The sequence below is a fragment of the Pseudomonas sp. NA-150 genome (assembly GCF_044336365.1).
Lineage (GTDB): Bacteria > Pseudomonadota > Gammaproteobacteria > Pseudomonadales > Pseudomonadaceae > Aquipseudomonas.
Window position 1 is genome coordinate 4,621,081 of sequence record NZ_CP172305.1, and the last position, 13,307, is coordinate 4,634,387.

Below are 13,307 nucleotides of genomic sequence, written 5' to 3' on the forward strand. Positions count from 1 at the left end.
ATGCCGGTGATCGAATCGCAGCTCGACCGCCACAGCGCCGACTTCACGCGCAATCGCGAGGCGATGCTGGCGGGCATCGACCAAGTGCGGCAATTGGAAAACGCGCTGCTGGACAAGGCTCAGGAGGCCAAGGACAAATTCACCCAGCGTGGCCAGTTGTTGCCCCGCGAACGCCTGAACCTATTGCTCGACCCTGGCGCGCCGTTCCTCGAACTGGCGTCGCTGGCCGGCTATAAACTGCATGACGACAAGGACGGCACCCAGGCCGGCGGTGGTCTGATCGCTGGCATCGGCTACGTCAGCGGCGTGCGGGTGTTGGTGGTGGCCAATAACAGCGCGATCAAGGGCGGCACCATCTCCCCCAGCGGCCTGAAAAAATCCCTGCGCCTGCAACAGATCGCCATGGAAAACAAACTGCCGGTGCTGACCCTGGCCGAAAGCGGCGGCGCCAACCTCAACTATGCGGCGGAAATCTTCGTCGAAGGCGCGCGGGGCTTTGCCAATCAAGCGCGGATGTCGGCCATGGGCTTGCCGCAAATCACCGTGGTGCATGGCTCATCCACCGCCGGCGGCGCTTACCAGCCGGGGCTGTCGGACTACGTGGTGGTGGTGCGTGGCAAAGCCAAACTGTTCCTCGCAGGCCCGCCGTTGCTCAAGGCTGCGACGGGAGAAATCGCCACCGACGAGGAGCTGGGCGGCGCCGAGATGCACGCACAAGTCGCCGGCACTGCGGAATACTTGGCGGAAAACGACGCCGACGGTGTGCGCATCGTGCGTGAAATCGTCGCGATGCTGCCGTGGAATGCGCAACTGCCGGTACGCCCGGACAAGACATTTCAGCCGCCGTTGTACCCGATCGACGACTTGCTCGGGCTCATCCCCAGCGACCCGAAAAAACCCTATGACGTGCGGGAAATCATCGCCCGACTGGCCGACGCTTCGCAGTTCCTGGAGTTCAAGGGCGAGTTCGACTCACAGACGATTTGCGGCCATCTGCAGATCGAAGGCCAACCCTGCGGCGTGATCGGCAACAACGGCCCGATCACCCCCAAAGGCGCGAGCAAGGCCGCACAGTTCATCCAGTTATGCGACCAGAGCCAGACCCCGCTACTGTTCTTGCACAACACCACGGGCTTTATGGTCGGCAGCGAATCCGAGCAACAGGGCGTGATCAAACACGGCGCGAAAATGATCCAGGCCGTGGCCAATGCCCGAGTCCCAAAACTGACCATCGTGGTCGGCGGTTCCTACGGCGCCGGCAACTACGCCATGTGCGGCCGAGGCCTCGACCCACGCTTCATCTTCGCCTGGCCCAACAGCCGCACGGCGGTGATGGGCGGCGCGCAGGCAGGCAAGGTCTTGCGCATCGTCACCGAAGCCAAACAAATCAAATCAGGCCTGACCCCCGACCCCAAGGTGCTGGACATGCTGGAACAGGTCACCGCACAGAAGCTCGACAGCCAATCCACTGCGCTGTACGGCACTGCCAGCCTGTGGGACGACGGGCTGATCGACCCTCGCGATACACGGACTTTGCTGGGCTATTTGCTGGATATTTGCCAGGAGGCTGCGGCCCGGCCGTTGCAGGGCAATAGTTTTGGTGTGGCGCGGTTTTGACCAACCCAGTAGGAGCTGCCGAAGGCTGCGATTGGCATTCAAACGCGGCGACCGGTTTTCGGTCGTTCGCAGCCTTCGGCAGCTCCTACAGGAGTTCAGTGAACCTTAGAAAAAGGGAGAACAACAAAAAATGATCTTTACCCAGGAACACGAAGAACTACGCCGCACGGTGCGCCATTTTGTCGACCGGGAAATCAACCCGCACGTCGACGAGTGGGAAAAAGCCGGGCGCTTCCCGATCCACGAACTGTTCCGCAAAGCCGGCGACCTGGGCCTGCTGGGCATCTCCAAGCCCGAACAATTCGGCGGCATGGGTCTGGACTACAGCTACTCCATCGTCGCCGCCGAAGAACTCGGCACCATTCACTGCGGCGGCGTGCCCATGTCCCTCGGCGTGCAGACCGACATGTGTACCCCCGCCCTCGCCCGCTTTGGCTCCGACGAACTGCGCGAAGAATTCCTGCGTCCCGCCATCAGCGGTGAAATGGTCGGCTGCATCGGCGTCTCCGAAGTCGGTGCCGGCTCGGACGTCGCCGGGCTCAAGACCCACGCAAAAAAAGATGGCGCCGACTACGTGATCAACGGCAGCAAAATGTGGATCACCAACTCGCCCAGCGCCGACTTCATCTGCCTGCTGGCCAACACCTCGGACGACAAGGCCCACATCAACAAATCGCTGATCATGGTGCCAATGAACACCCCCGGCATCAGCCTCAGCCCGCACCTCGATAAACTCGGCATGCGCAGTTCCGAAACCGCCCAAGTGTTCTTCGACAACGTGCGCGTGCCGCAACGCAACCGCATCGGCCACGAAGGCGCGGGCTTCATGATGCAGATGCTGCAATTCCAGGAAGAACGGCTGTTCGGCGCGGCGAACATGATCAAGGGCCTGGAATACTGCATCGACAGCACCATCGAGTACTGCCGCGAACGCAAAACCTTCGGCAATGCGCTGATCGACAACCAGGTCATTCACTTCCGCCTGGCCGAACTGCAAACCGAAATCGAATGCCTGCGCGCGCTGGTCTACCAGGCCACCGAGCAGTACATCAAAGGCCGCGACGTGACCAAATTGGCGTCGATGGCCAAGCTCAAGGCCGGCCGACTGGGCCGTGAAGTCAGCGACAGTTGCCTGCAATATTGGGGTGGCATGGGCTTCATGTGGGACAACCCGGTGTCCCGCGCCTACCGCGACGTGCGCCTGGTGTCGATTGGCGGCGGCGCGGACGAAATCATGCTCGGCATCATCTGCAAACTGATGAGCATCCTGCCCGGTAAAAAATCATGAGCCCGCTACCCGCTTGCCAGACCCTGCTGCTGCACAGCCACGGCGGCGTGCTGCACATCAGCCTCAACCGCCCGCAAAGCCGCAATGCCATGAGCCTGGAAATGGTCGGCGAACTGCGCGCGGTGCTGGCGGTGGTGCGTGACGAGCCACAGCTTCGCGCGCTGGTGCTGTCCGGTTCCGGCGGACATTTCTGCGCCGGGGGCGACATCAAGGACATGGCCCACGCGCGCAGTGATGGCGCCGAGGCTTATCGCGAGCTGAACCGGGCTTTTGGGGCGCTGCTGGAAGAGGCCGAGCGCACGCCGCAGGTGCTGATTACCGTGCTCGACGGCGCGGTGCTCGGCGGTGGTTTTGGTTTGGCGTGCGTCAGCGATATCGCGATTGCCCACTATCAGGCGCAGTTCGGCCTGCCGGAAACCAGCCTTGGCCTGATCCCCGCGCAAATCGCGCCGTTCGTGGTCAAGCGCATCGGCCTGACCCAAACCCGACGTCTGGCGCTGACCGCCGCGCGTTTCGATGGCGAAGAAGCTGGGCGCCTGGGGCTGGTGCATTTTGTCGAGCGTGACGCGCAAGCGATGGCCGAACGTTTAAGCGAGGCGTTGGACCAGGTCCTGCGCTGCGCTCCCGGCGCCAACGCCGCGACCAAGGCCCTATTGCTGAATACCGGTGAATGGCCGCTGGGCACCGTTCTGGATCAGGCGGCCGAGGCCTTCAGCCAGGCCGTGGTCGGCCATGAAGGCGTGGAAGGCACCCTGGCGTTCGTGCAAAAACGCGAGCCGGCCTGGGCCAAGCGCACTTATTAATAGGAAGCAGCCGATGCCAGCCTTCAGCAAAATCCTGATTGCCAACCGTGGCGAAATTGCCTGTCGGGTGATCGACACCGCGCACCGCCTCGGTTATCGCAGCGTTGCCGTGTTCAGTGAGGCCGACGCCGACGCGCGCCATGTGCAACTGGCCGACGAAGCCGTGTGCATCGGCCCGGCGCAGGTGCAGCAGTCGTACCTGAACATCGAGGCGATCCTGGACGCCGCCCGCCGTACCGGCGCCGATGCGATTCATCCCGGTTATGGGTTCTTGTCGGAGAACGCCGCGTTCGCCCTGGCCTGTGCGCAGGCCGGTCTAGTGTTCATCGGCCCCAGCGCCAAAGCCATCGAACTGATGGGCAGCAAACGCCTGTCGAAACTGGCAATGATCGAAGCCGGTGTGCCGTGCATCGCCGGTTATCAAGGCGCCGAGCAGGACGACGCGCGCCTCAGTGAAGAGGCCCGACGCATCGGCTATCCGCTGATGATCAAGGCCAGCGCCGGCGGCGGTGGGCGTGGCATGCGCTTGGTGCACGACCCTGAACAGCTGCTGGAACAATTACGCACCGCGCGGTCTGAGGCGCTGAATGCCTTTGGCTCCAGTGAACTGATTCTGGAGCAGGCGTTGATCGGTCCGCGCCATGTGGAGGTGCAGATATTCGGTGATCACCACGGCCATCAGCTGTACCTCGGCGAGCGCGATTGTTCGGTGCAGCGGCGCCATCAGAAGGTCATCGAAGAAGCGCCCTGCCCAGTGATGACCGCAGAGCTGCGTGCGGCCATGGGCGCCGCCGCGCTCAAGGCGGCGCGGGCGGTGAACTATGTCGGCGCGGGCACCGTGGAGTTCATGCTCGATCAACGCGGGCAGTTTTACTTTCTGGAAATGAACACCCGCTTGCAGGTCGAACACCCGGTGACAGAAATGACGACCGGCCTGGACTTGGTGGCCTGGCAACTACAGGTGGCCGCCGGCGAGCCCTTGCCGCTGCGTCAGGATCAGATCCCGCTCAACGGCCACGCCATCGAAGTGCGGCTGTATGCCGAAGACCCGGCCAATGGCTTCATGCCGCAAACCGGGCAGATCGTCGGCTGGCAACCGGCCTTGTCGGACGGCGTGCGCATCGATCACGGTATCCTCGAAGGCCAGCACATCAGCCCGTTCTACGACCCGATGCTGGGCAAGCTGATCGCCCACGGCCGCACCCGCGAAGAGGCGCGGCGCAAGCTGTTGCGCGCGGTGGAAGACAGCGTGCTGCTGGGCCTCAACAGCAACCAGCAGTTATTGGCCAACCTGCTCAACCACCCGGAATTCATCGCTGGCAACGCCACTACCGGGTTTATCGGCGAACACTTCAGCGACGATCCGTCGCTGCACCCGCAAACGCCCACCCCGACCGAACTGGCATTGGCGGCGGCGTTGTTCTACCACGCCTCAGCCGCTGCCCACCCGGCGCCGCGAGCGGGCTGGCGCAACAACCCGACCACGCCCTGCTGTTATGTGTTGGGGCATGGCGAGCAACGCTTTGCGCTGGAACTGCGTCAGCACGGTGAATGCCTCGACATTCGCGCCGCTAACGCCACTGTCAGCCTGCAGGTGTTGCAGCACGATGGGCGCTGGGCCTTGGTCGAGATCGATGGCGTACGACGTCGCTATGCCTATCGTCAGCACAGCGACAGCCTGTGGTTGCGCGGAGCCTCGGGCAACCTGCACCTGCTGGACCTGACCCACGCGCCGGTCAATGCCCGGCAGGACCTGCGCTCCGGCACCGTCAAGGCGCCAATGGACGGGGCCATCGTCGAGGTGCTGGTCAGCGAAGGCGCCACCGTGAGCAAGGGCCAACTGCTGCTGGTGCTGGAAGCGATGAAGATGGAACACCCGCTCAAGGCCGGCATCGACGGGGTCATCCAGCGCCTGCAAGTGATTCAGGGCGACCAGGTGAAAAGTCGTCAGGTGTTGCTGGAGGTTGCGCCATTGGACGTATCCGCCTGATAGTGACTACGCTCAAACCACCTTACTGCTGCTTGATCGGAGTTTGATATGCCGCACTGGTTGGTGATTGATCTGGAGGCCACCACAGAGGAAGGCGGCTGGCCACTGGCGGAAATGGAGATCATTGAGATCGGTGTGACCCTGGTTAATCAGGACGGTCGGGAACTGGACCATTTCGAACGCTTCGTGCGCCCCGTGCGCCGCCCGCAATTGACCAGTTTCTGCAAGGAGCTGACCCACATCAGTCAGGTCAATATCGACAACGCCCAGACCCTGTCGGTGATCTGGCCGCAGTTCGAGCGCTGGCTGGCTCACCATCGCCCGCGCCTGGTGGGTTGGGCCAGTTGGGGCGAATACGATCGTCGGCAACTGGAACAGGAATGGCAACAACAGCAACTGACCAGCGACTTGAGCACCCTGCCCCACGTCAACCTCAAGCAACGCTTCATCGAGGCCCGCCAACTGCAACGCCCGCTGGGCCTGAACGGCGCACTGCAACTGGCCGGCATGCAATTCAACGGGCAACAACACCGGGCCCTGGTGGATGCGCGCAACACCGCTCGATTGTTGCCATTGATACTGCCGGCGTGACGCCTTTCGCAAAGCGGATGACGGCTTTCTATACGTTCGGCATACTGGACGACCTTTTCCGACCCTTTTCTCAAGGAATCGCCCATGTTTAAAGTTAATGAGTATTTCGACGGCACCGTTAAATCCATCGCTTTCAAGCAAACGGAGGGTGAAGCCACCGTTGGTGTCATGGCCCCTGGCGACTACGAATTCGGGACCGCCCAGCGCGAAATCATGCACGTGATTTCCGGCGCCCTCAGCGTCAAACTGCCGGACAGCACTGATTGGGAAACCTTCGAAGCCGGCAGCCAGTTCAAAGTACCGGCCAACAGCAAGTTTCAGCTGAAAGTAGCCGTTGATACCGCTTACCTGTGTGAATACCGCGGCTGATCTGATTCATACATAACCCTGTAGGAGCTGTCGCAGGCTGCGATCCAACGGCCGGAAGGCCGTTCCGGCCTTATCGCAGCCGGCGGCAGCTCCTACAGGAAATATGATGCGGCGCTACACCACCTCTTCCCCCCGATGCACATTGAATTGCAGCGCCGCCAGCCGTGCATACAGCGGATTGGTCGCGATCAGCTGTTGATGGGTACCGACCGCCACCAAATGCCCCTGATCGATCACCGCAATCCGGTCGGCGTTCTGCACCGTGGCCAGGCGGTGGGCGATCACCAGCGTGGTACGGCCTTTCATCAGGCTCGGCAAGGCTTGTTGAATCAGGTGTTCACTCTGCGCATCCAGCGCGCTGGTGGCCTCGTCCAGCAGCAGGATCGGCGCGTCCACCAGTAATGCCCGGGCAATCGCCAGCCGCTGGCGCTGACCGCCCGACAGCCCCAGGCCGCTGTCACCCAGGTGAGTTTGATAACCCTGGGGCAACTGCAGGATGAACTCATGGGCATGCGCAATCCGCGCCGCCGCCTGAACCTGCTCGAGCGTGGCATCAGGGTTGCCGTAGCGAATATTCTCCTCGATGCTGCCGAAAAACAGCGCCGGCGTCTGCGACACCAGGGCAAAACAACGGCGCAGGTCCAGCGGATCAAGACGACTGATCGGCAGCCCTTCCACCAACACCCGCCCTTGTTGTGGATCGTAAAAGCGCAGCAACAGATCGAACAAGGTCGACTTGCCCGCCCCGGAAGGCCCGACTAATGCCAGGGTTTCGCCCGCTTCGATGCTCAGGCTGAAGGCTTCGATGGCATTGCGTTCAGGTCGCGACGGATAGGAAAAGCTCACGTCTTCCAGCGCCAAACGCCCACTGACCCGCTGTGGCAAGCGCAGCAGATCGCTGCTCGGCGGGGTGATTTCGCTGGTCGCCTGCAACAACTCGCCAATCCGCTCCGCCGCCCCCGCCGCGCGCTGCAACTCGCCAATCACTTCGCTGAGCGTGCCGAACGCGCTGCCAACGATCAGGCTGTAGAACACGAACGCCGCCAGTTCGCCACCGGAGATCCGTCCGGCAATCACATCCATGCCGCCGACCCACAGCATCACGCCGACCGCGCCGAGCACCAGTACGATCACCAGGGTAATCAGCCACGAGCGCTGCAAAATGCGTTTGCGCGCAGTGTCGAACGCCTGTTCCGCGGTGGCGCCGAAGCGCTGTTTGTCCTGTTGCTGGTGGTTGTAGGCCTGCACGGTCTTGATCTGGCCCAGCGCTTCGGCGACGTAGCTGCCGACGTCGGCAATCCGGTCCTGGCTTTCCCGCGACAACGTGCGTACCCGCCGACCAAAAATCAGAATTGGCGCCACCACCAACGGCAAGGCCACCACCACGATGCTGGTGAGCTTGGGGTTGGTGAAGAACAGCAAGACGATGCCGCCGATCACCATCAACAGATTGCGCAGGAACAACGACAGCGACGAACCGATCACCGACTGCAACAGCGTGGTGTCGGTAGTCAGTCGCGACTGGATTTCCGAGCTGCGGTTGTTCTCATAAAAGCCGGGGTGCAGGTTGATCAAGTGATCGAACACCCGCTTGCGAATGTCGGCCACCACCCGCTCACCGATCCACGACACCAGGTAAAAACGCGCAAAGGTGCCGATCGCCAGTCCGATCACCAGCAACAGAAAAAAGCCAATGGAGCGGTTGAGCAAGGCTGGCGACTGGGTCAAAAAACCCTGATCGACCATCAATTTGATGCCTTGGCCCATGGACAGGGTAATCCCGGCGGTAATGATAAGCGCTAGCAAGGCCCCCATTGCCTGCCAGCGGTACGGCGCAACGAAACGCATCGCCAGACGAACGGCGTGGCGCTGGCGACTGGAAAACATTGAGACCATGAATGGGACCTGCCTGCCGGAAGAGAGATGAGTAAGAGAGCCTACACCTGTGGGGTCGCGCAATCGCGGACTAACGCCATGGCAGCTGAAATGACCGTGGGATACTCACGTTGCGCGCGGTTGATATGCCTGGCTGTAAGGGCTTTTAGACAGGATTGATCTAAAGCGCCGGTAGCGATTTGCGGGCATTTCTGTTGGACTGAATTGGCCGCGAGTCCACACGAGGAGATGTCACAGCGTGGTCATCTCGCGGAGTTACCTTGAGCGCACAACCTGATGAGGAGACAGGCCATGAGCTTACAGAACAGCACCAATCACGTGCCGGTCGTTCGGACCACCCCCACCCTGCCTGTCGGCGGCGCCATTCTCGACAAGGACGGACGCGAGATCCTGATCACTGAAGAGATGGTTCAAGCGGCGTGTCAGGAATGCGACAAACTCTGGGTCAAACCCGAAAAACAAGATTGATGCTGCACTGAATTCCTTTAGAGCCCGGCCTTGCAGCCGGGTTTTTTCTGCCTGCGATGTCTGGACGGTGCGCGTCAGATCACCACCGCACCCAATGCCGTGGCGATCTGTCGCAAGGCTTCGGACTCACCTTCGATACGCACCACCAGCCCTTCGATTTCGCGGCGCTCCGGGTAATGCTTGCGCAGGCCGTCGAACGCCAGCCGTTGTTCGGCGACGCTGCCGCCCAGGCTGCGACGGAAATCCGCGTCGTCGCGACGTGGGTCGTACACGCCACGGCAGAGCATGGCCAGCGCCCAGGCCGGGTCGGTGCTGGCATTGAGCGTCAGTTGAGTCAGCCACGGCCGTGGCAGCAGTTCTTCCAGGTTGACGCTGGGGGTGCGTTCGAAGTGCGCGCAGAACGCTTCATAAATCTGCGACGTGCCACGTTGCTTGCCGTCGAGGCTATAACCGGCAATGTGTGGAGTACCGATTACGCACAGGTCGGCCAGCGCGACATCCACCGTGGGTTCTTCTTCCCAGACGTCGAGCACCGCTTGCAGGTCTTCACGTTGCAGTAACACTTTGCGCAGCGCAGCGTTATCCACCACCGGGCCACGGGCGGCGTTGATCAGCCAGGTACCCGGTTTGAGCGCGCGCAGCTGCGCCTCGGCGAACAGGTGCCAGGTCGGCGCGCTACCGGTTTTGGTCAGCGGCGTGTGCAGGCTGATCACGTCGCACTGCTCGATGATCTGCTCTAGGCTGACGAAGCCCTCGTCTTCGGTTGCCTGACGTGGCGGGTCGCACACCAGCACCTTCCAGCCAAGCCCTTGCAGCACCTTGACCAGCCGACCACCGACCTGCCCGGCCCCGACCACGCCGTAAGTACGCTGGCTCAGCTGCGCACCTTCGATTTCCGCCAGGGTCAGCAGGCTACCCAGCACGTAATCCACCACGCCACGCGCATTGCAGCCGGGGGCGCTGGACCATTGAATGCCGGCCCGGTGGAAATACTCCAGGTCCAGGTGGTCGGTGCCAATGGTGCAAGTGCCGACGAATTGCACCTTGCTGCCTTCCAGCAGCGCCTGGTTGACCTGCGTCACGGAGCGCACCAGCAACACGTCCGCCTCGGCCACGGCTTGACGGTCGATGGCGCGGCCCGGCAAGCGGCGGATTTCGCCGAATGAAGCAAAGAACGCGTCGAGCAGCGGAATATTTTCGTCGGCAACAATAAGCATGATGGGCTCCCTGAGGTGGGCGCCAGTGTAGGCGCTGGAGCGGTGTCGAGCCAGCCATCACGCGCGGGATCTGACGGTTACACAACTCTGATTTCTGACCCTGGCGTCAAACGCGTAGAATACCCGGCCCTTTGCAGCCGCCTTCGGATTTATCGTGAATTCTGCGTCGCCACACTCATCCGCCCTGTCCCGCCCCGCTCGCGTACGTCTGGAGCTGCGCACGTTGTTGGCGTTGGCAGTGCCGCTGATGATCGGCCAGCTTGCTTACACCGCGATGGGCTTCGTCGATGCGGTGATGGCAGGCAGTGTCGGCCCGCGCGACCTGGCGGCGGTGGCGTTGGGCAACTCGATCTGGGTGCCGATTTACCTGTTCATGACCGGCACCCTGCTGGCGACCACGCCCAAAGTCGCGCAACGCTTCGGCGCCGGGCAATCCACGGAAATCGGTGCTCTGGTGCGTCAGGCCCTGTGGCTGGCGCTGGCGGTGGGTTTGATCGCTTCGACCTTGCTGCTGAACGCCGAGCCGATCCTGCACCTGATGAAGGTCGATCCGCTGCTGATCGAGCCGTGCATGCAGTACCTGCGCGGGATCGCCTGCGGGCTGCCGGCCACGGCGTTGTTCTATGTGCTGCGCTGTTTCAGCGACGGCCTCGGCCGCACCCGCCCGAGCATGCTGCTGGGTCTGAGTGGCCTGGCCTTGAACATCCCGCTGAACACCATCTTTATCTACGGTCATTTCGGCGTGCCGGCCATGGGCGGCGTCGGTTGCGGCTGGGCCACGGCCTGCGTGATGTGGAGCATTTTGCTGGGCATGGGCCTCTGGGTGCGGCGCGCGAACATCTATAAAGCCAGTCAGGTGTTCGACCATTTCGACTGGCCGCAGTGGGCGGTGATCAAGCGCCTGCTCAGCGTCGGCCTGCCGATTGGCATCGCGATTTTCGCTGAATCGAGCATCTTCGCGGTGATTGCGCTGTTGATCGGCAGCCTCGGCTCCAACGTGGTCGCCGGGCACCAGATCGCATTGAATTTCAGCTCGCTGGTGTTTGTGATCCCGCTGTCGCTGGGCATGGCGGTGACCGTCCGTGTCGGCCAGGCCCTGGGCCGCAATGCGCCACGGGACGCGCGCTTCTGTGCGGGGGTCGGCATGGCCACGGCGCTGGTCTATGCCTGTGTGTCGGCGAGTTTGATGCTGCTGATGCGCGAACACGTGGCCGCGATCTACACCGCCGACCCGGTGGTGATCCAACTGGCGGCGTCGCTGATCGTGTTTGCCGCGCTGTTTCAGTTTTCCGATGCGCTGCAAGTGACAGCGGCCGGCGCATTGCGCGGGTATCAGGATACGCGGGTGACGATGCTGCTGACGTTGTTTGCCTATTGGGGGATTGGGCTGCCGGTGGGCTACGTGCTGGGACTTACCAACCTGTTCGGCCCGGCCAGTGGGCCGGCGGGGTTATGGCAAGGGCTGATCGTCGGCCTGACCTGCGCAGCGCTGATGCTCTCGGCACGGTTGACCAGCAGTGCGCGTCGGCGGATTCGTATTAATGCAAAAGCCGTTGGTTGACTGATTGTTCCCACGCGTGGGAACGATCCGAGATCAAGATCAAAACCTGTGCGCGGTCTCAATCCTGCTTCTTGCGAATCCAATATAGATACGTCCCGCCATCGGCCTGTTTCTCGACCAGTTCGTGGCCCAGGAACACGCAGAACTTGGGGATATCGCGTTGGGTCGACGGGTCGGTGGCGATGACTTTGAGCAGGCCGCCGGCGTGCAGGTCGCGAACCTTTTGGTGCAACATCATCACCGGTTCCGGGCAGTTCAGCCCGCTGGCGTCGAGGACGGCGTCAACAGCTAAGGTATCGATGGACTCAGGCATAAAGCACTCCAAAAACTGGCGAGCATTGTCGCGTAAAGCAGCACGGGGTTGAAGCCTACTTGGGTCTAAAGCGCTCAACGGCGCTTGCCATCGAGACGGCGCAAGTGACACGTAACTTCTTCGCGATCGTGATACAGCTGCTTGCAGCCGATGCTGACCTTGATCCCGCGCGCGATAAACCCTTCTTCGATACGCAACAGCAGGCGTCGCACTTCAGCATAGCGCTGTTTCATCGGCAGCTTCAGGTTAACCACCGCCTCGCGGCACAAGCCCTCGCCCAGCCAGGTTTCCAGCAAGGCGGCATTGCGCGCTGGCTTTTCGACGATGTCGCAGACCATCCAGTCCACCGGCTGACGCGGCTTGAAGGTAAAACCGTCGGCCATCAAGTGCTGTACCAGGCCGGTTTCCATCAGGCTTTCGGCCATCGGGCCGTTGTCGATGGCGGTGACCAGCATGCCGCGGCGCACCAGTTGATAGGTCCAGCCGCCCGGCGCCGCACCGAGGTCGACGCCAGTCATGTCGCCCGACAAGCGCTCCTCCCACTGATCACGCGGGATGAAGTGGTGCCAGGCTTCTTCCAGCTTCAAGGTCGAACGGCTCGGCGCTTCACGGGGAAATTTCAAACGCGGGATACCCATCGGCCACATCGCCGAATTATCAGCGTCGGCCATGCCGAGAAACACTTCGCGGCCACTTTTAAAGGTCAGCAACAGACGCGGCTTGCTCGCATCCTCCACCAGCTTGCCGGCCTGGGTCAGCGCCTTGCGCAGCGGGGCTTCGAACTTGCGGCAGAAATTCGACAGTTCTTTGCCATCATTGGTATCGACCACTTCCAGCCACAGGCTGCCGCACGTCGGGAAATTCGCCAATTGCGCGAGGATCACGCTGATGCGGTCGGTTTCCGGCAGATCGAGGAAAACCCCTCGCGCCCATTGCCGAGGAAAAATCAGCTCGGCAAAACGCTGGCCTTTCATCAGGCGCTCGGCACCGTCTTCTTCGGTGCAGACAAACTCGGCACAGGCGGCACTCGGCTTGGCCTTGGCGTAACCGGCTACGTTCAGACGCGCCGCGTGCTCGGCAATTTCCGAGCAGACTTCACCTTCGAAGCCCGGTCGGCAGTGCATAAACAGGGTGTTCATTCAATTCTCCTGGGCGGCGGCGAGATATTCAGCCAGCGCGCGGCGCTCGATCTGA

At 62.0% G+C, this 13,307-nt stretch carries 12 protein-coding genes and 1 pseudogene; 9 read left to right on the top strand and 4 right to left on the bottom strand.

What is annotated here, in order from left to right:
• The 7 genes and pseudogenes from atuC to ACF0H7_RS21925 all read left to right on the top strand — a co-directional run bounded on the left by atuC (nt 1) and on the right by ACF0H7_RS21925 (nt 6,658).
• Nucleotides 1–1,617, top strand: a complete 1,617-nt coding sequence (gene atuC / locus ACF0H7_RS21895; protein WP_397448949.1) for a geranyl-CoA carboxylase subunit beta — start codon at nt 1–3, stop codon at nt 1,615–1,617.
• A gap of 130 nt (nt 1,618–1,747) precedes the next feature.
• Entirely contained in the window at nt 1,748–2,905 is a 1,158-nt protein-coding gene (atuD, locus tag ACF0H7_RS21900) for a citronellyl-CoA dehydrogenase (protein WP_397448950.1), read from the top strand.
• Nucleotides 2,902–3,708 (top strand): enoyl-CoA hydratase/isomerase family protein, encoded by an 807-nt coding sequence (locus ACF0H7_RS21905; protein WP_397448951.1) that lies wholly within the window; start codon nt 2,902–2,904, stop codon nt 3,706–3,708. The genes atuD and ACF0H7_RS21905 overlap by 4 nt, the downstream gene beginning before the upstream one ends.
• Before the next feature lie 13 nt (nt 3,709–3,721).
• Nucleotides 3,722–5,245 (top strand): annotated as a pseudogene (locus ACF0H7_RS21910) (acetyl/propionyl/methylcrotonyl-CoA carboxylase subunit alpha); the annotation flags it as partial.
• A 57-nt stretch (nt 5,246–5,302) separates the two neighbouring features.
• Nucleotides 5,303–5,698 (top strand): acetyl-CoA carboxylase biotin carboxyl carrier protein subunit, encoded by a 396-nt coding sequence (locus ACF0H7_RS21915; protein ID WP_397453980.1) that lies wholly within the window; start codon nt 5,303–5,305, stop codon nt 5,696–5,698.
• 48 nt (nt 5,699–5,746) lie between these two features.
• Nucleotides 5,747–6,289 carry an exonuclease domain-containing protein gene (locus ACF0H7_RS21920; RefSeq protein ID WP_397448952.1) on the top strand — a complete coding sequence of 181 codons (543 nt, stop codon included), beginning with the start codon at nt 5,747–5,749 and terminating at the stop codon, nt 6,287–6,289.
• Between the two features lie 84 nt (nt 6,290–6,373).
• Entirely contained in the window at nt 6,374–6,658 is a 285-nt protein-coding gene (locus ACF0H7_RS21925; protein WP_397448953.1) for a pyrimidine/purine nucleoside phosphorylase, read from the top strand.
• A gap of 114 nt (nt 6,659–6,772) precedes the next feature.
• Here the strand turns inward: ACF0H7_RS21925 and ACF0H7_RS21930 are convergent, their stop codons facing one another.
• The gene (locus tag ACF0H7_RS21930; RefSeq protein WP_397448954.1) at nt 6,773–8,554 is read right to left on the bottom strand and encodes an ABC transporter transmembrane domain-containing protein; all 1,782 of its coding nucleotides are present in this window, start codon (nt 8,552–8,554) and stop codon (nt 6,773–6,775) included.
• Between the two features lie 291 nt (nt 8,555–8,845).
• On the opposite strand from ACF0H7_RS21930, the gene ACF0H7_RS21935 reads away from it, so the two are divergent.
• Nucleotides 8,846–9,022: a PA1571 family protein gene (locus ACF0H7_RS21935; RefSeq protein ID WP_397448955.1), complete on the top strand. Its 177-nt coding sequence runs from the start codon at nt 8,846–8,848 to the stop codon at nt 9,020–9,022.
• 74 nt (nt 9,023–9,096) lie between these two features.
• Here the strand turns inward: ACF0H7_RS21935 and pdxB are convergent, their stop codons facing one another.
• Complete coding sequence (pdxB, locus tag ACF0H7_RS21940; RefSeq protein WP_397448956.1) at nt 9,097–10,239, bottom strand: 4-phosphoerythronate dehydrogenase PdxB; 1,143 nt, start codon at nt 10,237–10,239, stop codon at nt 9,097–9,099.
• 154 nt (nt 10,240–10,393) lie between these two features.
• Here pdxB and ACF0H7_RS21945 point away from each other — a divergent pair, with 154 nt between their 5' ends.
• Nucleotides 10,394–11,800: an MATE family efflux transporter gene (locus ACF0H7_RS21945; RefSeq protein ID WP_397448957.1), complete on the top strand. Its 1,407-nt coding sequence runs from the start codon at nt 10,394–10,396 to the stop codon at nt 11,798–11,800.
• Nucleotides 11,801–11,858: 58 nt separating this feature from the next.
• Here the strand turns inward: ACF0H7_RS21945 and tusA are convergent, their stop codons facing one another.
• Together tusA and rlmM are read right to left on the bottom strand one after the other, a co-directional pair.
• On the bottom strand, nt 11,859–12,113 hold the full coding sequence (tusA, locus tag ACF0H7_RS21950; RefSeq protein WP_397448958.1) for a sulfurtransferase TusA: 255 nt from the start codon (nt 12,111–12,113) through the stop codon (nt 11,859–11,861).
• 74 nt (nt 12,114–12,187) lie between these two features.
• Nucleotides 12,188–13,252: a 23S rRNA (cytidine(2498)-2'-O)-methyltransferase RlmM gene (rlmM, locus tag ACF0H7_RS21955; RefSeq protein WP_397448959.1), complete on the bottom strand. Its 1,065-nt coding sequence runs from the start codon at nt 13,250–13,252 to the stop codon at nt 12,188–12,190.
• Nucleotides 13,253–13,307: the final 55 nt, after the last annotated feature.